18 protein-coding genes and 2 pseudogenes are annotated in these 23,208 nt (G+C 51.7%); 12 read left to right on the top strand and 8 right to left on the bottom strand.

Going from position 1 to position 23,208, the window contains the following annotated elements; translation table 11 throughout:
* The first annotated feature begins 44 nt into the window (after positions 1 to 44).
* The 7 genes and pseudogenes from HX793_RS25765 to HX793_RS25735 all read left to right on the top strand — a co-directional run bounded on the left by HX793_RS25765 (position 45) and on the right by HX793_RS25735 (position 8,290).
* Positions 45 to 1,376: a deoxyguanosinetriphosphate triphosphohydrolase gene (locus HX793_RS25765; protein WP_016978472.1), complete on the top strand. Its 1,332-nt coding sequence runs from the start codon at positions 45 to 47 to the stop codon at positions 1,374 to 1,376.
* A gap of 148 nt (positions 1,377 to 1,524) precedes the next feature.
* Positions 1,525 to 1,914 carry a response regulator gene (locus tag HX793_RS25760; protein ID WP_016978471.1) on the top strand — a complete coding sequence of 130 codons (390 nt, stop codon included), beginning with the start codon at positions 1,525 to 1,527 and terminating at the stop codon, positions 1,912 to 1,914.
* A 241-nt stretch (positions 1,915 to 2,155) separates the two neighbouring features.
* A complete protein-coding gene (locus tag HX793_RS25755; RefSeq protein ID WP_016978470.1) occupies positions 2,156 to 2,779 on the top strand; it encodes a response regulator transcription factor in 624 nt (207 codons plus the stop codon).
* A gap of 8 nt (positions 2,780 to 2,787) precedes the next feature.
* Positions 2,788 to 4,998, top strand: a pseudogene (locus HX793_RS25750) (transporter substrate-binding domain-containing protein); the annotation flags it as partial.
* Between the two features lie 175 nt (positions 4,999 to 5,173).
* Positions 5,174 to 5,794 carry a hypothetical protein gene (locus tag HX793_RS25745; protein WP_178905554.1) on the top strand — a complete coding sequence of 207 codons (621 nt, stop codon included), beginning with the start codon at positions 5,174 to 5,176 and terminating at the stop codon, positions 5,792 to 5,794.
* A 94-nt stretch (positions 5,795 to 5,888) separates the two neighbouring features.
* The gene (locus tag HX793_RS25740; protein WP_178905553.1) at positions 5,889 to 6,245 is read left to right on the top strand and encodes a hypothetical protein; all 357 of its coding nucleotides are present in this window, start codon (positions 5,889 to 5,891) and stop codon (positions 6,243 to 6,245) included.
* A 314-nt stretch (positions 6,246 to 6,559) separates the two neighbouring features.
* Entirely contained in the window at positions 6,560 to 8,290 is a 1,731-nt protein-coding gene (locus tag HX793_RS25735) for a replication endonuclease (protein ID WP_178905552.1), read from the top strand.
* Here HX793_RS25735 and HX793_RS25730 read toward each other — a convergent pair.
* Together HX793_RS25730 and HX793_RS25725 are read right to left on the bottom strand one after the other, a co-directional pair.
* Positions 8,287 to 10,071, bottom strand: a complete 1,785-nt coding sequence (locus HX793_RS25730) for a hypothetical protein (protein ID WP_178905551.1) — start codon at positions 10,069 to 10,071, stop codon at positions 8,287 to 8,289. The two genes, HX793_RS25735 and HX793_RS25730, sit on opposite strands and share 4 nt — an antisense overlap.
* A gap of 360 nt (positions 10,072 to 10,431) precedes the next feature.
* Positions 10,432 to 12,060 carry a recombinase family protein gene (locus tag HX793_RS25725; RefSeq protein WP_256733932.1) on the bottom strand — a complete coding sequence of 543 codons (1,629 nt, stop codon included), beginning with the start codon at positions 12,058 to 12,060 and terminating at the stop codon, positions 10,432 to 10,434.
* Between the two features lie 17 nt (positions 12,061 to 12,077).
* On the opposite strand from HX793_RS25725, the pseudogene HX793_RS25720 reads away from it, so the two are divergent.
* A pseudogene (locus HX793_RS25720) lies at positions 12,078 to 13,529 on the top strand (Hpt domain-containing protein); the annotation flags it as partial.
* A gap of 38 nt (positions 13,530 to 13,567) precedes the next feature.
* Here HX793_RS25720 and HX793_RS25715 read toward each other — a convergent pair.
* Both HX793_RS25715 and HX793_RS25710 read right to left on the bottom strand, forming a co-directional pair.
* Positions 13,568 to 14,050: a free L-methionine (R)-S-oxide reductase MsrC gene (locus HX793_RS25715; RefSeq protein WP_177095872.1), complete on the bottom strand. Its 483-nt coding sequence runs from the start codon at positions 14,048 to 14,050 to the stop codon at positions 13,568 to 13,570.
* Positions 14,047 to 14,937, bottom strand: a complete 891-nt coding sequence (locus HX793_RS25710) for an ATP-binding protein (protein WP_177051326.1) — start codon at positions 14,935 to 14,937, stop codon at positions 14,047 to 14,049. The genes HX793_RS25715 and HX793_RS25710 overlap by 4 nt, the downstream gene beginning before the upstream one ends.
* Positions 14,938 to 15,100: 163 nt before the next feature.
* Between HX793_RS25710 and HX793_RS25705 the strand changes: the two genes are divergently transcribed.
* On the top strand, positions 15,101 to 17,410 hold the full coding sequence (locus HX793_RS25705; protein ID WP_177051324.1) for a hybrid sensor histidine kinase/response regulator: 2,310 nt from the start codon (positions 15,101 to 15,103) through the stop codon (positions 17,408 to 17,410).
* On the opposite strand, the gene HX793_RS25700 is transcribed toward HX793_RS25705, so the two are convergent.
* From HX793_RS25700 to msrB, 3 genes are all read right to left on the bottom strand, one after another.
* Positions 17,364 to 17,843, bottom strand: coding sequence for a MarR family winged helix-turn-helix transcriptional regulator (locus HX793_RS25700; RefSeq protein WP_177051322.1), 480 nt, complete (start codon positions 17,841 to 17,843; stop codon positions 17,364 to 17,366). The two genes, HX793_RS25705 and HX793_RS25700, sit on opposite strands and share 47 nt — an antisense overlap.
* Positions 17,840 to 18,325: a glutathione peroxidase gene (locus HX793_RS25695; RefSeq protein ID WP_016978464.1), complete on the bottom strand. Its 486-nt coding sequence runs from the start codon at positions 18,323 to 18,325 to the stop codon at positions 17,840 to 17,842. The genes HX793_RS25700 and HX793_RS25695 overlap by 4 nt, the downstream gene beginning before the upstream one ends.
* Before the next feature lie 221 nt (positions 18,326 to 18,546).
* Positions 18,547 to 18,939: a peptide-methionine (R)-S-oxide reductase MsrB gene (msrB, locus tag HX793_RS25690; RefSeq protein ID WP_033901384.1), complete on the bottom strand. Its 393-nt coding sequence runs from the start codon at positions 18,937 to 18,939 to the stop codon at positions 18,547 to 18,549.
* Between the two features lie 203 nt (positions 18,940 to 19,142).
* On the opposite strand from msrB, the gene HX793_RS25685 reads away from it, so the two are divergent.
* Positions 19,143 to 20,354 carry a pyridoxal phosphate-dependent aminotransferase gene (locus tag HX793_RS25685; RefSeq protein ID WP_016978462.1) on the top strand — a complete coding sequence of 404 codons (1,212 nt, stop codon included), beginning with the start codon at positions 19,143 to 19,145 and terminating at the stop codon, positions 20,352 to 20,354.
* Between the two features lie 303 nt (positions 20,355 to 20,657).
* On the top strand, positions 20,658 to 21,545 hold the full coding sequence (gene htpX, locus HX793_RS25680) for a protease HtpX (protein WP_016978461.1): 888 nt from the start codon (positions 20,658 to 20,660) through the stop codon (positions 21,543 to 21,545).
* A 56-nt stretch (positions 21,546 to 21,601) separates the two neighbouring features.
* Here the strand turns inward: htpX and HX793_RS25675 are convergent, their stop codons facing one another.
* Positions 21,602 to 22,258, bottom strand: coding sequence for a thiopurine S-methyltransferase (locus HX793_RS25675; protein ID WP_177051320.1), 657 nt, complete (start codon positions 22,256 to 22,258; stop codon positions 21,602 to 21,604).
* Positions 22,259 to 22,361: 103 nt separating this feature from the next.
* On the opposite strand from HX793_RS25675, the gene HX793_RS25670 reads away from it, so the two are divergent.
* The gene (locus HX793_RS25670; protein ID WP_177051318.1) at positions 22,362 to 23,129 is read left to right on the top strand and encodes a DODA-type extradiol aromatic ring-opening family dioxygenase; all 768 of its coding nucleotides are present in this window, start codon (positions 22,362 to 22,364) and stop codon (positions 23,127 to 23,129) included.
* Positions 23,130 to 23,208: the final 79 nt, after the last annotated feature.

The following is a 23,208-nucleotide window of genomic DNA, read 5'->3' as shown; positions in this document are numbered from 1 at the left end:
CCGGGAAGCTGGGAGGGTCATTCACCGCACGGAGAGTACCCGCCTTGGATTGGCCCACCCTGTTGACTCGCGAACGTCTTGGCAAACCGCTGCACAGCCCGGAAGAACTGGGGCGTAGCCCGTTTCACAAAGACCATGACCGTATTATCTTCTCCGGCGCGTTTCGTCGCCTGGGCCGCAAGACCCAAGTGCACCCGGTCTCCAGCAACGACCATATTCACACGCGCCTGACCCATTCCCTGGAAGTGAGCTGCGTGGGTCGCTCCCTCGGCATGCGCGTCGGCGAAACCCTGCGCAGCGCCCTGCCCGACTGGTGCGACCCGAGCGACCTGGGCATGGTGGTGCAGTCGGCCTGCCTGGCCCATGACATCGGCAACCCACCGTTCGGGCACTCCGGCGAAGACGCCATCCGCCACTGGTTTCAACAAGCCGCGGGACGTGGCTGGCTGGATGACATGAGCAGCGCCGAGCGCAATGACTTCCTCAACTTCGAAGGCAACGCCCAAGGCTTCCGAGTGCTCACCCAGCTTGAATATCACCAGTTCGACGGTGGCACACGGTTGACTTACGCGACCCTGGGCACTTACCTGAAATACCCATGGACCGCCCGGCATGCGGACTCCCTGGGATACAAAAAGCACAAGTTCGGCTGCTACCAGAGTGAGCTGCCGATCCTTGAGCAGATCGCCCACAAGCTCGGCCTGCCGCAACTCGAAGAACAACGCTGGGCCCGGCACCCGCTGGTGTATCTGATGGAGGCGGCAGATGACATCTGCTACGCCTTGATCGACCTGGAAGATGGCCTGGAAATGGAGTTGCTGGAGTACGCCGAAGTCGAGTCGCTGCTGCTCAACCTGGTGGGCGATGACCTACCCCAGACCTATCGTCAACTCGGCGCCCAGGATTCCCGCAGGCGCAAGCTGGCGATCCTGCGTGGCAAAGCCATCGAACATTTGACCAACGCGGCTGCGAGCGCCTTCGTCGAGCAACAGGATGCCTTGCTCGCCGGCACACTGCCCGGCGATCTGGTTGAACACATGCATGGCCCAGCCAAGCGTTGTGTGCTGGATGCCAAAGACATGGCGCGCAAGAAAATCTTCCAGGACAAGCGCAAGACCCTGCATGAGATTGGCGCCTACACCACCCTGGAAATTCTCTTGAACGCATTCTGCGGCGCGGCACTGGAGCAGCATGGCGGACGCACGCCATCATTCAAGAACCGACGCATTCTCGATCTGCTGGGCAACAACGCGCCGAACCCCGAATGGCCGCTGCACGCATCGTTTCTGCGCATGATCGACTTCATCGCCGGCATGACCGACAGCTATGCCACCGAAATGGCGCGGGAAATGACCGGACGCTCGAGCCCTCAATAGCGGTTGATCATCCGCCTGCTCCCTGAAAGGAAGCTACCTACAAAGGGAACAGAGCGGACTGATCGAATTCGTACAAGCATCCGATGAACAATCGCGCACGTTTTTACGTCTCGCCCAATCGCCATCTGACTCACCGTGTGCCCTACCTATGCTCAAGTCCAACCTTCGTCTCCTGGTGGTGGAGGATCACCCCTTTCAGCTCCTCGCCACCCAGTGCCTGCTCAACAACTTTGGTTTCGACCAATTGACGCTGGCTGAAAACGCAGGGCAAGCGATCCAACTGATGACGCAGTGCTCAACCCCCTTCGACCTCATGCTGTGCGATCAATGCCTGCCCGACCTGCCTGGACTGGAGTTGATAGAAATAGCCAGCCGCCGGTGTTTTATCGCGGCTGCCATTTTACTCAGCGGTTTACCTGTGATCGAACTGGAGAATCTGAGCAAGCAGGCCCTTCGGCGTAATCTGCCACTGCTGGGTTACTTATCAAAACCACTGAACCAGGACGAACTCATGGCCTTCATCAATGTAGGAAATTAAACATCCCGCCTTAAGATAACTTACCGGAAATGGACCAGACTGTATCAGGCATGGGGATCGCCCCTCAAACAACCTGAAGTACCGACATGAATGCCCACAAAGCCTTCGCAATACGTGAGCCCTAGCCGTTTTTGTTGTAGGAACATTCCTGTTTTGCATCCCGCCCCCCGCTGCTTCGTCCTCTCCCCTCAACTTCTGAGCTAATGTGCCCGCTTTATTTGCACTTGCGTGGAATGTGATTATGAACACAGTTTTCATCATCGATGATCACCCTGTTATCAGGCTGGCCATTCGAATGCTGCTGGAACACGAAGGTTATAAAGTCGTTGGCGAAACCGACAACGGCTGCGACGCGATACAAATGGTTCGCGAATGCCTCCCGGACTTGATCATTCTGGACATCGGCATCCCAAAACTGGATGGGCTCGAAGTGTTATGCCGCTTCAATTCCATGAACACCTCGATGAAAACCCTTATCCTCACGGCGCAAACCCCCACCCTGTTCGCTACCCGCTGCATGCGCTCAGGGGCTGATGGCTATGTGTGCAAGGAAGGTGATCTGAGTGAGCTGCTGAGTGCGATCCGCGCCGTATTGTCCGGTTATAACTATTTTCCCAGCCAGGCCTTGAACACGTGTGGACCGGAAGCAAACTACGAAGAGCTGGAGCTGTTCAAAACAGTGAACGATCGAGAGTTAATGGTTTTGCAACTTTTTGCACAAGGCCGTACAAACAAGGAAATTGCCAAAGGCATGTTTTTAAGTAACAAAACTGTCAGCACTTATAAAAAGAGACTCATGCAAAAACTGAAAGCAAAGTCCTTGGTAGAACTTATCGAGCTGGCAAAACGAAACGCTCTGGTGTGAGAAAGCGGATGCCGAAGTGTATAAAGGACTATTTCATTATATTGAGCGCAGGCGTGTGCTTGAGCACCACCGTGCTCGCAGCTGCCACACAACCGGAGCACTACAATTTACTGAGCCGAGCAGGGAACGTCCAACTTGACACGCCACTGGACCACACTCAACGCCGGTGGCTGCTGAACAAACGTGAACTGATACTGGGTACGGCAGCCCCCGACTACCCGCCTTTCGATATCACGTCGAGCGGGCGCGACTATGAAGGCATCACTGCCGATTACGCTGGGGTCTTGGCCAAGACACTGGCGTTGCCCGTCAGGGTGCAGCGCTACCCGACCAGGGAGGCGTCCATCCAGGCGCTGGCGTCAGGTGAAATCGATCTGTTGGGTTCTTCCAACGGCTTTGAAGCCACACATCCATTGCTCACCCTTTCGGCACCGTATGCCGTGGATCAGCCTGTTCTGGTAACGCGCGAAGGGGAAACCCGCAGCCTGAGCGATGGCCTGGCCGGTCTTCGCTTGAGCCTGGTCTACCACTACCTGCCACTGGAGGAGGTACAAAAGCTGTACCCCAAGGCCATTATTCGTGCCTACCCCTCCTATCAGAATGCGCTGAATGCTGTCGCATTCGACCAGGCTGATGTGTTTCTTGGCGATACCATTTCCACCCATTACATGATCAACAAGGGCTACCTGAAAAACATCCATATGGCCAACTTCGGCAAACACGAAGCCTACGGGTTCAGTTTTGCCCTGCGCCAGGACCAGCAGATCCTATTGAACATCGTGAACGCCGTGCTGGCAGCACTGCCCACCCATGAACGGGAAAACATCGCCAAACGCTGGAGTGCCGGCAGCGACATTCTGCTGACCGATCAGAAACTGCAACTGACCCAACGCGAAGAGCGTTGGCTCAAAGCACACCCCGTGGTCAAGGTCATCGCCAACGAAACCTTTGCGCCGCTGACGTTCTTTGATGCCGATGGCAATTTCCGTGGCATCACCGCCGACCTCCTGGAACTGATACGCCTGCGCACAGGGCTACGCTTCGAGATTCAACGCGGGCGTAACATCAACGCGATGATCGAACAAATCGACACCGGTAAAGCCGATATCATCGGTGCCATTGTGCCCAGCAACGAGCGAGAGACGGAGCTGAATTTCAGCCGCCCCTACCTGGAAAACTCCTACGTACTGCTAACGCGCAAAGAGCCTGACGCCCCTTTAAACCTGGAGCAAATGGCCGGCAAACGCCTGGCGATCACCGAGGGCAACCCGCTGGAAGTCGTTCTTCGCAAGGACTTCCCACACATCCAACTGGTGGAAACCAGTGACACCTTCAAAGCTTCGGAATTGCTGGCCCAAGGGCAAGTCGAGGGTGCGGTGAACTCACTGGTGGTCGCCAACTACCTGCTTTCCTCACACATCTTCCAGGACAGATTGCAGATCAGCACCAGCATCGGCACACTGCCCGCCCTCTTCGCGCTGGCCACCTCACGCGACGCCACGGAATTGAGCTCGATACTGGACAAGGCGCTGCTCAGTATCGCGCCGGATGAACTCGGTGTGATCAACAGCCGCTGGCGAGGCTACACCGCCGCCTCCGACAGCTACTGGCGCGATTACCATGACTTGATTGCCAAGATCATCATCGGTACCGGGCTGCTGCTATTGATCTCGCTGGGCTGGAACGCCTACATGCGCCGCCAGATAAAACATCGCCAGATGGCCGAGCGCGCCCTCAACGATCAGTTCGAGTTCATGCGCGCGCTGGTCAATGAAACGCCTCATCCGATTTACGTACGCGACCGCAAGGGTCTGCTGCAGACCTGTAACGACAGCTACCTGCAGGTATTCGATGTAAAGCGTGAGGATGTGATCGGGAAAAGTGCCCTTCAGATCAATACGGCACTGGAAACAGAAGCGTCGCAATACCACGCCGACTACCAGCGTGTGGTCGTGCAAGGCAACCCACTGATCCTGGATCGATCCCTGCATATTCGCGGAAAAAAACTGACGATTTATCACTGGATCCTCCCCTATCGCGACTCGACCGGCGAAGTCCAGGGCATCATCGGAGGCTGGATCGACATCAGCGAGCGGCGCCAACTGTTCGATGAGCTGCGCGCAGCCAAGGAGCGTGCCGACGAGGCCAACCGCGCCAAAAGTACCTTCCTTGCGACCATGAGCCACGAAATACGCACACCGATGAACGCAATGACTGGCTCTTTTTGTAGAATCTTTAAAACTACGGCTCACGTATCGTCTCTTGAATTGCTCATCGCTATTTTCGCGTCATACAGACAGGCGATTGCTTGATTTTGCACGTCCTAGTGATGATGATGAAGGCAGATAGCCACGCAGTGCTACCAAATGGGCGAAATGACAAAGGGAATTTCTAATGGAATCACAAGAAGTGTTCAAACAGTTTGTTCCGTATATTTTTGGTACGGGATTGGTAACAGTTGGCTTAACTTTATTCGTAGATAAAATCTTTTTATTTCTAAACAATCAAAAAGAAAAAAAGTACTCATCGATTAGGGTGGCGGTAATTTTAGAAAGCTATGCTCTCTCATGCTCCGAATTTATTAGTGGCAATGAGTACTATGGGCAGAGGTATAGTTACGACGAGCGTTCTTATGAGTTAACAAACGGAAATAGGCCTCGACTGGTTACTTTTCCGAGCGACATTAATTGGAAGGAAGTAAATCCATCGCTTGCGTCAAAAGCATTATCTATATATGCAGAGGAGTTGATGACAGATTCACTGCTAGCCAATCTGACTGATGATGAAAATGGGTGGGACGAATTGTGGGAGGTGCATAAGATTGTGGGCTACAATGGTTATAAAGCTTGGATGCTCGCTAATGAATTCAGAGCGAGTGCCTCATTGCCAAGAGCAGAAACTCTTCATTTCGAAAAATATGTAGAAAAACACTTACATCCTTTTTATAAAAAAAGCGTAGATGAAGCAAATTATAGAAAAAAATCGAGTGATGAAATTACTTCCAGCACTGAATAGCTTGGAACTGTAACAACGATTTGTATTATGCGATTAGCGGCTAAACGGCTGCGCGCCAAATAGTTGTAATAAATGCGTACAAGGATTTTATTAAATGAATAATAGTTATACGCGAATCCTGCTTTTGGCGTTAATTACAGTACCTCTTTTAGTTAATGCCGCAGAAAATGAAAAAGTGTGTGTTAAATACAAAAAAGAATATGGCTGGTCACAGGCTTATGAAGTGAATGCAAAAGTTTTAAGTGGCTCTGACTTAATGGCAGCTACCGGAAACTATTCTCGCTACCGGTCATATGCCACTTACGCAGTAATATTTTGGGATAAAGGTGAGGCCACCATTTTAGAGATGCCGGCTTCATCAATGGGCGATGTGCCAACATTTAATAGTACTGTAAAAGATATGGACGGTAGGGACTGGCAGTTAAGCCAGAGTAACGGATTTTGTTACTAGGATTTATCCGTTTTTAATGAGCTATTAGAGATGCAGTGTATAGCCGAGCCGTCAGGCTAATGATTTTGATTTTCTGCTTTTGCTCTTGCCTTTCTTGGATAATTCTAAAATAACTGTCGCAACCTCTAAATCCGTGGCTTTCAGCGAATTCCATTTTTATAGATATTAACCGTTGAGGTTAAGAGACTTACATAATTACGACATTGTTATTGAAAAGCGACACCACTAAAATATAGACAATAAAAAAGAGCCTTTCAGCTCTTGTATTTATTTTTCATTTGTTATAATTAAGTTACCAAGCTAAATTAAAACAAATGAAATCTAACCATAACCTAATTATACCTTTTTTAAATAAAAAGCAAACAATAAGCAAAGAAAATATTTCAGAAATAAATTCTGATATTTCCTTGTATTTGAAATCAGAGATAAATATCTACGAATTGAAACGTAAGATAGAGATAGCAATCTCTCAATTTAGCTCAACTACCAAAACCTTTTCATTATTGTTTAACTATACCCCTCATACTACATTGCCTTTTTTAAGTGATTCAGAGGGCTATTCGAGTGGTAACTACAAAGATGTTTGGGATGGCATGCCCCCAGTTTCAATAGATATTTTACAAGCAAAGAAAAAAGTTGGATTTGATTATCGTGAAAAAATAGACAATTACGACAAAGAGACAATTGCTTTCGCAAATATAATTAATAAATTATTTGGCTACCTTTCTGCTAACGACTACCTCAAAGGCCTAATACTTCAAGCAAGCACTATTCCCGCTCTAAAAAAGGAACTGGAAAGCATTGCCATATATAAAAATATAAAATTTTCAGACCTGCGTTGCCCTGGGACTATTTATGACAAGCTTGATGAATACTTCGTTACTAATGAAGCATTAGGTTTTGCTAGTGACATGACATTCATAGATAAAGAGTTCGATAAAAAAGACAAAAGAACATTTCGTCGATTGCGAAACATCATAAGGAGAATAGCAAGAAAACAAAGGGAAATTCACTTGATGAAAAATAGAAAGATTGGTGAAAACGGCCAAGTATATTGCAGTGAAGAACTACTGAAATATCAGCACGAAAAGGATATTGAACAACAAGACTATGTTGAGAATACAGAAGTAATCTTTAAGGACGAAAAAACGGGGGAAGAACATTCTATACCGCTTTCGCAATTTGCCTTGACTGACGAACGCAAGGCATCTGAAATCTATATGAAAGTTAAAGATTTAGAAAAAATCGCAGAAAGTAAAGGCTATGTGGCTTTATTTACGACATTTACTTGTCCAGCAGAATTTCATTCAAATCCTTCAAACGGGCGAAACTGTTGGAATGGCTCAACACCGAGAGATGCCTCTGACTGGCTTTCTAAACGCCTTGTGGCTCTGAACAAAGACAGAGAAAGACACGAGATTGAAACGCTTGGAATGTGGTGTAAAGAAGCTCACAAAGACCAATGTGTTCATATGCACTCGATGTTTTTTGTTCGTCCTGACCAAACGGACGATTTAATTTCTCTTATTCATAAGCACTACTCTCATAGTGAAAATGCTGTGAGGATTGTTCGTATCTCAAAAGAAGAAGCTCAAAAAATAGGAAAAAAAGCAGCGAGCCCAGCGAGCTATATCACGAAATACGTGATTAAAAGTCTACGTGATAAGTCTGATGAGGCGATGAAAAACAAGGCTGTTGCTCGCCTGTGGAATTATCATATGTACGGTTTTTTCGGAAAAACAAAATCAGTGCTATGGAGAACATTTGACAGATTTTTCAATAAAGAACCCAACGAATTAAGATTGGCCTTGAAAAACAATGCTTTTGTAAAGCTCGCAGAATTAAGAAAAGCGAATAAATTCTGGGAGTTTTGTGAATATGCGAATGAGTTTATCAAGTCAATAATCATAGAGATTGACGCTGAAACCCAAAGCGGATTTGAGTATATTAAAAAAGTGAAGTGGGGTTATCGTGTTAAAGATACGGATGATTGTCTACAAACAAAATTCAACTGCCGATTAAAAACCAGCGGGGCTGGCTTTTAAGTGAGTTTGTTTTTTTGTGTTATGGAGTTTTCGTGTGTAGCTCGACTTTCTGGCGCGCTTCTATCAAGAAATTGAGTAAATTCATTTTCTGATGTTCTGTTATTTGCTGCTCGATGTTTAACTTCTTTTTGAGTCCATTTTTTCGTTCTCGCTTCAAGCTCTTTATCGTTTTTGTCGTAATGTCTATCTATTGAGTTATATAGTTCTAACGACGCAGTGCTTTTATCTCTGACAATCTGTTTAACTCGATTATCAAATTCTTCTTCGTCAAGCAAATCGTTCTTTAAGAAAGTCTTACCTAATATAGAACGCTTCAAATTTCTATCGAAGAACGGTTTAAGCCCAAGGACTTGCTGGTACAGGGTTTTCATTTCGTCAAAGATTTTTATAAAGTATTCTTGTGTGAATTTCTTAATTGACTCTTTTTGTTTTTCTTCGAATTGTATGATTGACTGTTTATGAGTTTCTTCGTCTTGTTTGAGCTTTTTCACGTCTTCTCTTATTTTGTCTCGCTCATCACTTTCAGCTTTTTTCTTCTGTTTATACTCTGAAACTTCATATTTTAACGCTTCGAGTTCTGATTTTGTTTTCGTGTGTTCATTTCTTTGATTGTTTATTACTTTGCTATTTTCATTTCTAACGCTGACAGTTTTTTCGGTTTTTGATTTTTCTTCTATTAGTGCTTTTTGCAAGGTTTCAATTTCTTTTTGCATTGTCTCTGTTTGCAGATTTAAAAAGCTCAACTGACGCAAATGTTTTGGCAATTTCGATTGCTCATTCATAAATTTATATGCTTCATCAGTCGAAGAACTTTTTACGTTAAACACTGCTTCAAGTTTCATATTGTTTTGTTGTGATAGTTGATTGAATTTTTTGTAAAAAACTCGCTGTAATGTTTCACCACGCCAGCGATTTTTTTCGTCAAGCAAAAGCTTGCTTTTGCGCTTTTCAGTGCGATTAGGATGTTCAAAATCTGCGGGCGTTGGTTGTTCACGTATTGATAACGCTTTATTTTTTTCTGCAATGACTTGTTCTTGTTTTACAAAATCGTATTCATTTGTCTTTGAGTTTTTCATATTGATAAACAAATGGCAATGATTTGTCGATTCGTCAGAATGACTAAAACCGACTAAAATTTCATTATCTGGATGATTTTCTTTGTAGTATTCAATTGCTGTTTGTAACAAGAAGTCGCTTGTTTTTTCAGAAACGTCTATGTCATTTTTTTTAGGAATTACAAGAATGACTTCTTTAACAACGTTCGTATCTGATTTTAGTTTTTTGAGTTTTGATGCTTGTAGTTTTTCAGCTAAATCACAATGACTTTTCAAGCAATTAACTTTTTCATTTATGCGTTTTACATTATTAGATTCTAATAAGATTTTATATTGTTCACTGTCAAACTTGTTAAAATCATCAATCGCATTTAATACATAATCTTTAATATCTTCATCTGCGTCACTGACAAATTTCATCAGTTTATGTTTAAACTTTCTTTGTTTGTCTGCTTCTACTTTTTCATAATCTGTCTTTGTATTTGCGTTTATTTCTGATTTTATTTTGCTAAAAATTTCGTCAAAGATTGCTTGATTATCGTCTTTGTTATTTCCGATTTTGAATTCATTTTTGTAGAAAATTTTATTATCTTTTGATAGTTCATCATCATAGATAAGACTATCAAAATCTTTTGTTCTTATGCGCAATGAATGTTCAAGACTTGATGAAAGCCCTGTAATATTTGAATAGTTTTCATCTCGTTTTAGTATTGTTATCTTCTTCATTTTCTCCTCTGTTGATTTATGTTTTTTGTTTTTTTGAGCGTTAAAAATTCAAGCGGAAGCGTAATTTTTATAAGTGAATGCGTTTGATTTTGACGTTGCTTTTGCTTCGGCCTCCGGCAGGACCCGCGTAAGTAATCACTGGTTCAAACGAGCGTAGCGAAGTTTGAAACTGTGATTACTTACATAGCGGGTACTCTATCATCACGAATTAAACACTCCACTTATAAAGTAACACATAAAAACATAACTTCTTTTGTTAACGAAATTTTATTTTTTTGAACTCATATTTTTATAGATAAGCACGTAAAAAAACGGGATTTCTAATCCCGATTTTTTTACTGCTCAATGATTTTAGGATTTCTATTTGAGGTGAGGTTTATGATGTGCTGCGTAACCGTCCGGGGTAACGTCAATTGTATCTATGTGCTTCTCATCGTGATAAATATCAAGAGAGAAAAATTTCTTTTTCACGGGTGTGATGATGAGCTTTATTTTTTGCGAGTGAAGAAAGTTATTAATTTTGATACGACCTTTTTCTGTTATCAGAAGCCTGAAAATTTCGATAGATTTTAAATCGGATTTTGTCGTTAAATGCAGCGAGTTGATTTGAAGGTTTAGTTTGTGTTCGTCTGCTTTGAGTTTGTCTAGCTCTTGACTCACTTCGTCAATTCTATTCGTAATATATTTTTGCGCACTGTCAGAAGACTTTTCAAGTATCGAAAAGTTATTTGCCAATGCTTTTTCTTTTATGATTATCTGTCCTAGTATTTCTTGATGTTCTTTTTCAAGTGCTTTGATGTCTTCATTTTTTACAATAATTTTGTGGAATGGAATGAGGGATTGATAGGCAAGAAAGATTTCTTCTATACGTGCATATCTGTGCCTTATGCCTTTGCCAGGCAATGCATATTTACATTGCCCCAACGTCGATGAATGACAAACTAAATCGACGTATAAACTTTTTTGTGCGTGAAATCTGAACGTTGAGCCACATTTGCAAAAAACTAATCCCCGTAGAATATTTCTAAACTCTTGCGCTTTTCTTCCTGCAAGCGAAGGGTCTTGTCTTTCTTTTAGTTTTTCGCTAATCCTATGAAATTCTGACTCGCTGATAATTGCCGGGTAATAATTTCTTATTTCTTTATTAACGATGGTTCTATTTCCGTTCTCGTCGTTTTTCATAGCGAGAAAAGAACCATATATTGCGTGCTTGTGTAGAACTTTTCCGATTGTGCTATCCGTGTATTTTTTCGGGTGATTTTCTTTGTTCAGTTCTTTCGCAATTGATTGAAAACCAAAATCAAAGCAAAGCTCTGTCATTCGTTTAACCGCTTTTGCGTGTTCATTCAGAACGAATTTATCGTCAACAAACGAAATCCAAAATGGGCAGCGTTTTGTAATAATTCCGCCATTTTCGCCTTTTTCTAAATTTCGAGCTTTTGCGTCAGAGATACGTTCAGACTTTGATTTGCTTTCGTCATTTGCTCTTTCCAAAATGTTTTGAATAAGACTAATATCAACACTACTGTCTTTTTTTCGCTTTGAATAAAGTCGATTATCGAATAATGTGTAAATAGAACAATCTGATTGAATAATTGAGATTATTAATTCAAGAGCATCGTAACCGCCCATACGACTGATTCTGTCGAATGACTCGACCAGCAGGAGAGCGTTTGGCAAAATTTCTTTTGACTTAATTCGTTCTACGAATCTAGCTAATTGACCGCTTTTTAGGTTTTTGCCTTTGAAAGCTGACACGCCCAAATCTTCGTATCGCTCGACTTGTCGAGCTTGTGGGTATTGCTCAAAAAAACGATTGAGTTGTTCAAGCTGACGAACCTCGCCAAAGCCCAGTGCTTGGGCTTTCGATGAAAAACGTATGTAGCTGTATACGTTGATGGTTTCATCGTCTCTGAACACGTCAGAGAACGCCCTAGGCAGTGTATTTTTGACCGGCATAATGCTCTGAACCCCATGTAGACTGTGCATTCTAGCATTTTATACAAAAGCCTCCTGTCATTGCCGTCATCGGCATGCTGGAACTGACACTCAAGAGAGCGGATCAGGGCCATCTGGATCGCCCGGCCATCGAGGTCGCCTACCACTCGGCCAAGGACCTGCTGGAGCTGATCGGCGATATCCTCGACATCGCGCGCATCGAGTCAGGCCGACTGAGCCTGGCCCCCGAGCGGGTAAACCTGAAGGATGTGATTGAGTCGGTGGTTCGCGTGTTCGACGGCCTGGCGCGCCAGAAGACGCTCAGTTTGCTGCTGGAGTTCAAACCTGGGCTTAGCGACACCGACGTCCTGATCGACCCGCTGCGCTTCAAGCAAGTGCTGTCGAACCTGGTGAGCAATGCCATCAAATTCACTGAACGCGGCGAGGTGAAGGTCAAGGTGGACGTGCAACCTACCGACCTGCCGCAACAAGTCGAAATGAGGCTGGTGGTCGAGGACACGGGTATAGGTATCAGCCGGGAAGACCAATTGCGCTTGTTCGAACCCTTCTCCCAGGCCGACAACTCAGGGCACTTGGCCCGCAGCGGGGCGGGCCTGGGATTGGTGATCTGCCGCAGCCTGTGCGCAATGATGGGCGGGCAATTGAGCCTGAGCAGCGTCCCCATGGTGGGCACGCAGGTGCACGTAAGTCTTAAGATGCACAGCCTGCAGCCCGCGCAAGCCGTAGAAGAACTCAAGCCGGCGACACCTACACCTGCACCGGTGCTCAATGTGCTGGTGGTGGATGATCACCCCGCGAACCGTTTGCTGATGTGCCAGCAATTAGGTTACCTCGGCCACCAGTTCACCGCAGCCCAGCATGGTGCGGCCGGCTTCCAGGCTTGGCGCCAGGAACACTTCGACCTGGTCATTGCCGACTGCAACATGCCCATCATGAACGGCTATGAGTTAAGCCGCTCAATCCGTGAATATGAACAACGCGAGCAGTTAACCCCTTGCGTCATACTGGGTTTCACGGCCAACGCCCAACCGGAAGAGAAACGGCGCTGCACTGAAGCGGGAATGAACGACTGCCTGTTCAAACCCATCAGCCTTACGGTACTGGAGCGGCAACTGGCGCAGGTCGGTCCGCAACCCACCGGTACACTTCTGGACCTGAGCAGCCTGGACGCACTGACGGGAGGCGACCCGCAACTGAGCCGGCGCCTGCTGGAGGAGTTGTTGAGCAGCAGCGTCCATGACCGCCAGGAAATAGTTGCTCTGGTGGTTCGACAGGCGCCACTCCAGGACATCATCGAGCAGGCACACAAGATCAAGGGCGCCGCGCGCATTGTGCAAGCCAGCCTGCTGGCCACTCAGTGCGAGGCGCTGGAACAGGCCTGTGCCCGAGGCGAGGAACTGCCACTGATCGAAACCGGCATCAAGGCTCTGGAAAAATGCATGCTTGAACTGGAAAGGCAGCTGCGAATGCAACTGGACAGCTTGCAGACAGAGCAATAGGCAGGAGCGAGCCTGCCTGCTCGCCCCTGATGGAACCTTCAGCAGTCGGTCAAACGCAGGAAAATCGCCGCCAGCTGTTCAATACCCGCCTGATCCTCAGGGGTAAAACGCGCCAGCGACGGGCTGTCGAGGTCAAGGACACCAATCAGTTTGCCGTCCTTGACCAGAGGCACCACCAACTCGCTGTTGGACGCGCTGTCACAGGCGATATGCCCCGGGAACTCATGCACATCCTCCACGCGCTGGGTCTGCCGCGAGGCGGCCGCCGCACCGCACACTCCACGGCCAAACGGAATGCGCACACAGGCGATCTGGCCCTGGAACGGGCCCAGCACCAGCTCTTCGTTACGGTTGAGGTAGAAGCCGGCCCAGTTCAAGTCATCCAACTGGTTGAACAGGAACGCAGAGAATTGCGCACTGTTGGCAATGAAGTCCCGCTCATCGGCGAGCAGCGACTCCAGCTGCGCGCAGAGCATGGCATAGCCATCCAGGCCCGTACCGGCGCTTTGTAGGTTGATCATGCTTGACGCTCCAGCAATTTGAGGCCCACCCAGTAACGGGCGAATTGGTACGCACAGCGACCGTTGCGGTTACCACGACCGGTGGCCCAGCGTACGGCAAGGATGTCGAGGGCTTCATCGCGCTGCCATTGCAAACCGGCTTTGCTTGCCAGTTCGCCGATCCAGTGCTCCACCACATCGAGGAAATGCTCCTGGGTAAACGGATAGAACGACAGCCACAAACCAAACCGGTCGGACAAGGCAATCTTGTCCTCCACCGCTTCGCTTGGGTGCAACTCGCCATCCACGCGCTTCCAGTTGTCGTTGTCGCTCTGGTTTTCCGGCACCAGGTGACGACGGTTGGAGGTTGCATACAGCAGCACGTTTTCCGGGGCCTGTTCGAGGGAGCCGTCCAGCACGCTTTTAAGCACGCGATAATCGCCTTCGCCGGCCTCGAACGACAGGTCGTCGCAGAACAGAATAAACCGCTGCGGCAGCTTGACCAGTTGCTCGACCACTCGCGGCAGGTCGGCCAAATGGTCTCGCTCGATTTCAATCAGCCGCAAGCCGGCTTTGGCATGCTGGGCCAGCAAGGCGCGGACCATAGAGGATTTGCCGGTGCCGCGCGAACCCCACAGCAGTGCATGGTTGGCAGGCAGGCCGTCGATGAATTGCTGGGTATTGCGCGCCAGCGTTTCACGTTGCTTGTCCACACCAATCAGGTCGGACAGGCGCATGTCCAAGCTCACATCCAGCGGCAACAGGAATCCCGTGCGGCCTTCACGCTGCCAGCGAGCAGCCAGGCATTGGTTCCAATCGATGGCTTGGCGGGGTGCGGGTAACAAGGGCTCCAGGCGGGCGAGCACTGCATCGGCCCGTTCCAGAAAGGCATTCAATCGAGAATCCACAATTATTCCTCTGGCAAGTTCTTGCAAAAGATGGCGTATTGGCAACCCTGCGGCAGACCGCACGAGGCTGCGTAAAAAACGATTCATGCCGGGTAAGCCAGAGCCTGTGGATGTTCAGCTATGCTTGCCGGGCGAAGGGAAACGTGAAGTGGTTCAACACTCGATGGATATCAAGTTCGCCCACCGCTTGTCTTATAAACAAGCCAGATTGACTGTGCTGGTCGGTTTCGTCTTGGGAACCTTGCTCAGCCTGATCCAAATCGGCATTGATTATGCCAGCGAAGACGCATCCATCAACCGTGAAATTCGCTCGCTGATCGAAATCAGCCACAACCCCGCGTCACGCATCGCCTACAACATCGACGCCGAACTGGCCCAGGAACTGACCCTGGGCCTGCTGCACTCCCCCGCCATCATTCATGCCCAGTTGATCGACAACAATGGCGTGGTGCTGGCCGATGTCGACCGCCCGCGTAAAGAAAGCACTTACCGCCCCGTCAGCGACTTCCTGTTCGGCGCCAACCGGCAGTTTGAAGACCGATTGTTCCTTAGCCACATGCCCAATGAATCCCTCGGCGTGCTGCGCCTGGACGTGGACACCTACGCCTTTGGCAGTCGCTTCCTGCGCCGTGCCGAGATCACCCTGCTCAACGGCTTCGTCCGCAGCCTGTTGCTGACCGGCATCTTGCTGGGCTTGTTCTACGTGATGCTGACCCAGCCGCTGGTGCGCATCATCCGCGAGCTGAGCAACCGCCGGCATGCACGCCTGGATTGCCCGCCAGGCCACGAGCACGATGAAATCGGCGTGCTGGTGAACGTTGCCAACCAACAGTTTGAAAACATGGAGACAGAGATTCAGCAACGCCGCCACGCTGAAGATCGGTTGACCGAATACTTGGGACAACTGGAAGACATCGTGTCCGCACGCACCCTGGAGCTCAAGACCAGCAACCAGCGGCTGAGCAAGTCCAACGATGAGCTGGAAGCGGCGAAGATGCATGCACTGGGCATGGCCCAGGCGCGGGCAGCGTTCCTGGCCAACATGAGCCACGAAATCCGCACGCCGCTCAACGGCCTGCTAGGGATGATCGCACTGTCACTCGACAGCCCACTCAACGCCGAACAACGTCAGCAACTGTCCATTGCCCATGACTCGGGCAAGGTGTTGGTGGAGTTGCTCAACGATATCCTCGACCTGTCCAAGTTCGACGCTGGCCAGTTGGAGTTGGAGCGCATCCCGTTCGACCTGGGTTCTCTGGTGGAAGACACCGCCAACCTGTTGTCGCAGAACGCCGCGCCGAGCGTCGAACTGACCTGCCTGATCGACCCGCAGTTTCCCGCCCAGGTACTGGGCGACCCGACCCGCGTACGGCAGATCGTCAGCAATCTGCTGTCCAACGCCTTGAAGTTCACGCGCTTCGGCCGGGTCGATGTTCGCCTCAGCGCGCGGGAGGGCCAGGTACGCATCGAGGTCTGTGATACCGGCATCGGCATTGCGCAAGAAGCCCAGGTGAAGATCTTCCAGCCCTTCACCCAGGCCGGCGCTGGCATCACTCGCCAGTTCGGCGGTACGGGCCTGGGTCTGGCACTCACGCACAACCTGTGTGAGGCCATGAAGGGCCGGCTGAGCATCAGCTCGGAAGTTGGCTTTGGTAGCCAGTTCTGCGCCGACCTGCCGCTGCCAACCCATTTGCCCGCCGTCCAGCCACTGCCGCTCAAGGGTGAGGTCATCGCCATTACCCATGCCGGCAGCGGCCTCACCGAACTGCTTACCACCCTGCTGCCTCACTGGGGGCTGACACCCCGCTGCTACTCGCAAGACGATGACTTGAGCGGGCACACCCCTGACATGCTGATCACCGACTGCCCGGAATGCCTGTTTCGCCTGCGCCCCACGCTCAGCGCGCCGATCCTGCTGGTGACCGCCTATGGCAACTTCATGCCCAGCGAAGAAGTCGCCGCACTCGCGCCGCTGCAACAACAGGCGCGCCCGCTGAGCCGCAATGCGCTGTATCAGATACTGCAACGTACCTTGCGCAGCGACGCGCAACTGATCCTCGACCCGATCCAGATGGAAGCCGCGCCCCTGGCGCACCGCGCGCGCATCCTGCTGGTGGAGGACAACCCGGTCAATCAACTGGTGGCCAAGGGTATGCTCGGCAAACTGGGGTGTGAAGTGGTCGTGGCCGCCCATGGTGGCGAGGCGCTGAAGTTTCTTGAGGAACAACGCTTCGACCTGGTGTTGATGGACTGCAACATGCCGGTGATGGACGGCTACGAAGCCAGCCGACAGATCCGTCGCAGTGGGCGCTGGCCGGACTTGCCGATCGTTGCCTTGACCGCCAACGCGCTGTCCGAAGAGCGCGAGCGTTGCCGGGCCGCGGGCATGAATGACTACCTGGCCAAGCCGTTCCGTCGTGAGGAACTCAGTGGTTTGCTGGAGCTGTGGGTGCCGAAGACGACAAATCTCTGATCTGCCCAAGCAGCTGGTCCAAGCCCTCACGGAGCGCGTCAGCCTGGTTCAGGTCGATGCCGCTGTCGCACAGCAGCCGGGTCTTGAGGGCATGGGTCTGGTCACGCAACTGCACACCGGTTTCGCTCAGGCTCAGGTGCACTTCGCGCTCATCCTTGGCGCTGCGCTGGCGCTTGACCAGACTGAGTTGCTCAAGGCGTTTGAGCAGCGGCGTCAACGTGCCCGAATCCAGCATCAAGCGCTCACCCAATGCCTTGACCGTGGGTTGCGCCGGCATTGCGGCGTGCCACTCCCACAACACCAGCATCACCAGGTATTGCGGGTAGGTCAGGCCCAGTTGATCGAGCATCGGCTTGTACGCGCGGGTCACCGCCCTGGAAGCGGCGTAGAGCTTGAAACACAGTTGATGGTCGAGCGCCAGGGAGACCGTCATTTGAGCAGGGCTTCGATCTCTTGGGTCAGGTCCTGCGGCTTGGTCGTTGGCGCGAAGCGCTTGACCACCAAGCCGTCACGACCGATGAGGAACTTGGTGAAGTTCCACTTGATACCCTTGGATCCGAGCAGGCCCGGTGCCTGTTTTTTCAGTTGCACGAACAACGGATGGGCGTCGCTGCCATTCACGTCGATCTTCTTGAACAGCGGGAAGCTGACACCGAAGTTCAGCTCGCAAAACTCGGAAATCGCGCCTTCGTTACCGGGTTCCTGCTTGCCGAACTGGTTGCAGGGGAAGCCCAACACCACCAATCCTTGGTCCTTGTACTGCTGCCAGAGCTGTTCCAGGCCCTTGTATTGCGGGGTGAAGCCACACTTGCTGGCAGTGTTGACCACCAGAATGGCCTTGCCGGCGAAATCGGCCAAGGTCTTTTGCTCACCCTTGATGGTGGTGCAAGGGATGCTCAGCAGGTTGTTGCTCATGGCAATGCCTCGATAAGAAGAAAAGAAGACTAAACATAGTAAGCAATTCAATTGTATGCAATTGAATTGACAGAACTGATGCCGTGATATCAACGCTATCCCTGTAGGAGCGAGATTGCTCGCGAAGAACGTAATGACACCGCGTTCCCCCGGAATGCCCGCATAATCGTTGACGATTTTCGCGAGCAAGCTCGCTCCTACAGGGTGCCACGCCGTTCAATTCAGCGCGGGACGAGGTCCAGGCACACCGAGTTGATGCAGTAACGCAGGCCGGTCGGCGGCGGGCCGTCCGGGAACACGTGCCCCAGGTGGGCATCGCATTTGGCGCAGGTCACTTCGGTGCGGATCATGCCGTGGCTGACGTCACGGATCTCGATCATCGCGCTGTCGGCGATCGGCGCGTAGAAGCTCGGCCAGCCGCAGCCGGAGTCGAACTTGGTGGTGGAGTCGAACAACGGCTCATTGCAGCAAATGCAGTGGTACACACCGTCGGTCTTGGTGGCGTTGTACTTGCCGCTGAAAGGTCGCTCGGTGCCCTTTAGACGGCACACGTTGTATTGCTCCGGATCGAGCATCGCCTTCCATTCTTCAACGGTTTTCTGCAACTTTTCCATCGATACACCTCGGCAACTGAAAAAGCCTGATCTGTGTCTTTTCCATGGATCAGGCGGCACGTATGATTGCGCCTCTTCAAAAACGCCAGTCTGGCACCCGCGCTACCGGCATTCAAACGTATTTATGGGTGCGGGCCCCGCAGGATTCGCAGTACGGTAATGTCCCCACCGTCTGGATCGTTCATTTTCAGGATCACATCGCCATGCAGGTCAGCAAATCGAACAAGCTCGCCAACGTCTGCTACGACATTCGCGGCCCAGTGCTCAAGCACGCCAAACGCCTGGAAGAGGAAGGCCATCGCATCCTCAAGCTGAATATCGGCAACCCGGCGCCCTTTGGTTTCGAAGCGCCGGATGAAATCCTCCAGGACGTCATCCGCAACCTGCCCACCGCCCAGGGCTACAGCGACTCCAAGGGTCTGTTCAGCGCGCGCAAGGCGGTGATGCAGTACTACCAGCAAAAGCAGGTCGAAGGTGTCGGCATCGAAGACATCTACCTGGGCAATGGCGTGTCCGAGCTGATCGTGATGTCCATGCAGGCCCTGCTCAACAACGGCGACGAAGTGCTGGTACCGGCGCCGGACTACCCGCTGTGGACCGCCGCCGTGACCCTGGCCGGCGGCCATCCGGTGCACTACCTGTGTGACGAAGGCGCCGACTGGTTCCCGGACCTGGCCGACATCAAGGCCAAGATCACCCCGAACACCAAGGCCCTGGTGATCATCAACCCGAACAACCCGACCGGCGCGGTGTATTCCAAGGAAGTCCTGCTGGGCATGCTCGAACTGGCGCGCCAGCACAACCTGGTGGTGTTCTCCGACGAGATCTACGACAAGATCCTCTACGACGACGCCGTGCACGTGTGCACCGCCTCCCTGGCGCCGGACCTGCTGTGCCTGACCTTCAACGGCCTGTCCAAGTCCTACCGCGTGGCGGGCTTCCGCTCCGGCTGGATCGCCATCTCCGGTCCCAAGCACAACGCCCAGAGCTATATCGAAGGCATCGACATGCTGGCCAACATGCGCCTGTGTGCCAACGTGCCGAGCCAGCACGCGATCCAGACCGCCCTGGGCGGCTACCAGAGCATCAATGACCTGGTCCTGCCTCAAGGCCGCTTGCTGGAACAGCGCAACCGCACCTGGGAACTGCTCAATGCCATCCCGGGCGTGAGCTGCGTGAAACCCATGGGCGCGCTGTACGCCTTCCCGCGGATCGACCCGAAAGTGTGCCCGATCCTCAACGACGAGAAGTTCGTACTCGACCTGCTGCTGTCGGAAAAACTGCTGGTGGTGCAAGGCACCGCGTTCAACTGGCCGTGGCCGGATCACTTCCGTGTGGTGACGTTGCCACGCGTGGATGACCTGGACATGGCCATCGGTCGCATCGGCAACTTCCTCAAGTCTTATCGCCAGTAACGCAAACGACGCTGTACGGCCGACAATCGGTCGTACAGCGAGTATCTGGCAACACTTCTCTGGATTTTCGCCGTACAGGCACTTCGCCGTGGCTGAAAAAGCCAGCTACCCCCGTATTCACGGGACTGCGCGGCACCGGCGAACCGATTCAGCCGTCTTTTCCCTATCGGAAATGCCTTTCAAGACTCTACATTCAGGCTGTAGGACACAGTTTGAAATAGTCGCTCGGTTGAATCACCCCATGCCGCACCTTATATACCCCGCAGTACGCGACATATTAAGCATGAGGAGAACTCTACAACCATGATGCGCATCCTGCTGTTCTTGGCCACTAACCTTGCGGTCGTGCTGATTGCCAGCATCACCTTGAGCCTTTTCGGCTTCAATGGGTTCATGGCGGCCAACGGGGTTGACCTGAACCTCAATCAGCTGCTGGTTTTCTGTGCGGTCTTTGGTTTTGCCGGCTCGCTGTTCTCGCTGTTCATCTCCAAGTGGATGGCGAAGATGAGCACCAGCACCCAGGTGATCACCCAACCCCGTACCCGGCATGAGCAATGGTTGCTGCAGACCGTCGAGGAGCTATCCCGCCAGGCCGGTATCAAAATGCCTGAAGTCGGGATCTTCCCGGCTTATGAAGCCAACGCCTTTGCCACCGGCTGGAACAAGAACGACGCACTCGTTGCGGTGAGCCAGGGCATGCTGGAACGCTTCTCGTACGATGAAGTGAAGGCCGTGCTGGCCCACGAGATCGGCCACGTGGCCAACGGTGACATGGTCACCCTGGCGCTGGTACAAGGCGTGGTGAACACTTTCGTGATGTTCTTCGCGCGGATCATCGGCAACTTTGTCGACAAAGTGATCTTCAAGAACGAGGGCGGCCGCGGCATTGCCTACTTCGTGGCGACTATCTTCGCCGAGTTGGTGCTGGGCTTCCTGGCCAGTGCAATCACTATGTGGTTCTCTCGCAAGAGAGAGTTCCGTGCAGATGAAGCCGGTGCCCGCCTGGCCGGTACCGGGGCAATGATTGCAGCGCTGCAACACCTGCGCTCCGAGCAGGGCCTGCCGGTGCACATGCCGGACAGCCTGACCGCCTTCGGCATCAACGGTGGCATCAAACAGGGCATGGCTCGCCTGTTCATGAGCCACCCGCCGCTGGAAGAGCGTATCGACGCACTGCGTCGCATGGGCTGATATCCCGCAAGGTAAAAAAAGGGGCGATTGGATCGCCCCTTTTTTGCGGACACAATTTAGGCCTTGGTCAGCCGATAAACCCGCTCATCGAGCCGCGTGACACCCTCCTGCACAAACTTCCAACTCTCCCCCAGAACATCCTGCTCTTGCAGCGTTTCCAAGGTCCAGTTCGGACCGAACAGCACCTTCACCTCATCATCCGTCACTGCAAACGGTGGCCCGGCTTTTTGCGTCTGGTCGTAATCAAGGGTGATCAGCAGCCCCTGGCAACCCGACGGCAGCAGGCAGCTCAAATGCTCGGCGTACTGCGCCCGCATCAGCGGTGGCAAGGCGATCAGGGCGGCGCGGTCGTACAACGCGGCGCAACCCACCAAGGCTTCGGCATCCAGGGCGAAGAAGTCGCCGCACCACACTTCGATCAGATCAGCCTGGTACACCGTAAAGGCACCTCGCCGAGTGATACGTGGCACAAGGTTCTGCTCGTTGAAAAACGCCTCGACGGCCTGCTCTGACAGCTCCACGCCCATGACCCGCAGCCCATGACTGGCCAGCCACATCACGTCCAAGCTCTTGCCACACAAGGGCACCAGCACCTTGGAGCCCTCAGCAACCGCCAGTTGCGGCCAATGTCGTTGCAGGTAAGGGTTGACCTCAGGCAAATGAAAGCCGATCTGATTGCGCGCCCAGCGCTCCTGCCAAAACTTAGGCTCCATGGATCCTCCATAAAATTCGATCAAATGGTGCTAAAACTTATATTAGATTTAGATCAATGATCTGATTGAAGATGGGCCCATGTTAACGCTCAGGACCCCACTTATGTTTCCCAGCCTGTTTATCTCCCACGGCTCGCCCATGCTTGCCCTGCAACCCGGTGCCAGCGGCCCGGCCCTCCAGCGTCTCGCTGCCGAGTTGCCACGCCCAAAGGCAATCGTGGTGGTGTCGGCGCACTGGGAAAGTCATGAACTCCTGGTCAGCGGCAGCGCCGCGCCTGAAACCTGGCACGACTTCGGCGGTTTCCCCCCCGAACTGTTTGCCGTGCAGTACCCGGCGCCGGGCGACCCACACCTGGCCGGCGAGATTGTGGAGTTGCTGCACGCCGACGGCCTGAATGCCCGAATAGATAACCGCCGCCCATTCGACCACGGCACATGGGTGCCACTGTCATTGATGTACCCAGCGGCGGATATCCCGGTGGTGCAGGTGTCCTTGCCCAGTCGCATGGGCCCAGCCTTGCAGACCCGCGTCGGGCATGCCCTCTCCAGCCTGCGCGGGCAAAGCGTACTGCTGATCGGCTCGGGCAGCATCACCCATAACCTCGGTGAGCTTGACTGGCGCGCCGGACCGGAGACCATCACGCCATGGGCCCTGGAGTTTCGCGACTGGGTCGTCGACGCGCTGGCGGCCAACGATGAAACCGCGCTGCACGACTATCGCCGCCAGGCGCCGAATGCTGTGCGCAGCCATCCAAGTGATGAGCATCTATTGCCACTGTACTTTGCCCGTGGCGCCGGCGGCGATTTCAGTGTGGCGCACCAGGGCTTCACCCTGGGCGCGCTGGGCATGGATATCTACCGCTTCGGCTAACCCAGACACCTCAACACGCAGCCAAAAAAAATCCCCGAACCAGTCGGGGATTTTTTATGTGCGATCAATCAGCCCAAGG

The organism is Pseudomonas reactans, from assembly GCF_013387025.1.
GTDB classification, from domain to species: Bacteria; Pseudomonadota; Gammaproteobacteria; order Pseudomonadales; family Pseudomonadaceae; genus Aquipseudomonas; species Aquipseudomonas reactans.
The sequence above is the reverse complement of the archived record's forward strand: the minus strand, read 5'-3'. Positions and strand labels throughout refer to the sequence as shown.

What these genes read in the sequence shown, in the direction of transcription:
- HX793_RS25755 (WP_016978470.1), top strand. Translation starts at nt 2,156, where the DNA reads ATGAACACAGTTTTCATCATCGATGATCACCCTGTTATCAGGCTGGCC.
- htpX (WP_016978461.1), top strand. Translation starts at nt 20,658, where the DNA reads ATGATGCGCATCCTGCTGTTCTTGGCCACTAACCTTGCGGTCGTGCTG.
- HX793_RS25760 (WP_016978471.1), top strand. Translation starts at nt 1,525, where the DNA reads ATGCTCAAGTCCAACCTTCGTCTCCTGGTGGTGGAGGATCACCCCTTT.
- HX793_RS25730 (WP_178905551.1), bottom strand. Translation starts at nt 10,071, where the DNA reads ATGAAGAAGATAACAATACTAAAACGAGATGAAAACTATTCAAATATT.
- HX793_RS25700 (WP_177051322.1), bottom strand. Translation starts at nt 17,843, where the DNA reads ATGACGGTCTCCCTGGCGCTCGACCATCAACTGTGTTTCAAGCTCTAC.
- HX793_RS25740 (WP_178905553.1), top strand. Translation starts at nt 5,889, where the DNA reads ATGAATAATAGTTATACGCGAATCCTGCTTTTGGCGTTAATTACAGTA.
- HX793_RS25705 (WP_177051324.1), top strand. Translation starts at nt 15,101, where the DNA reads ATGGATATCAAGTTCGCCCACCGCTTGTCTTATAAACAAGCCAGATTG.
- HX793_RS25715 (WP_177095872.1), bottom strand. Translation starts at nt 14,050, where the DNA reads ATGATCAACCTACAAAGCGCCGGTACGGGCCTGGATGGCTATGCCATG.
- HX793_RS25735 (WP_178905552.1), top strand. Translation starts at nt 6,560, where the DNA reads ATGAAATCTAACCATAACCTAATTATACCTTTTTTAAATAAAAAGCAA.
- HX793_RS25685 (WP_016978462.1), top strand. Translation starts at nt 19,143, where the DNA reads ATGCAGGTCAGCAAATCGAACAAGCTCGCCAACGTCTGCTACGACATT.
- HX793_RS25745 (WP_178905554.1), top strand. Translation starts at nt 5,174, where the DNA reads ATGGAATCACAAGAAGTGTTCAAACAGTTTGTTCCGTATATTTTTGGT.
- HX793_RS25675 (WP_177051320.1), bottom strand. Translation starts at nt 22,258, where the DNA reads ATGGAGCCTAAGTTTTGGCAGGAGCGCTGGGCGCGCAATCAGATCGGC.
- HX793_RS25725 (WP_256733932.1), bottom strand. Translation starts at nt 12,060, where the DNA reads ATGCACAGTCTACATGGGGTTCAGAGCATTATGCCGGTCAAAAATACA.
- HX793_RS25695 (WP_016978464.1), bottom strand. Translation starts at nt 18,325, where the DNA reads ATGAGCAACAACCTGCTGAGCATCCCTTGCACCACCATCAAGGGTGAG.
- HX793_RS25670 (WP_177051318.1), top strand. Translation starts at nt 22,362, where the DNA reads ATGTTTCCCAGCCTGTTTATCTCCCACGGCTCGCCCATGCTTGCCCTG.
- msrB (WP_033901384.1), bottom strand. Translation starts at nt 18,939, where the DNA reads ATGGAAAAGTTGCAGAAAACCGTTGAAGAATGGAAGGCGATGCTCGAT.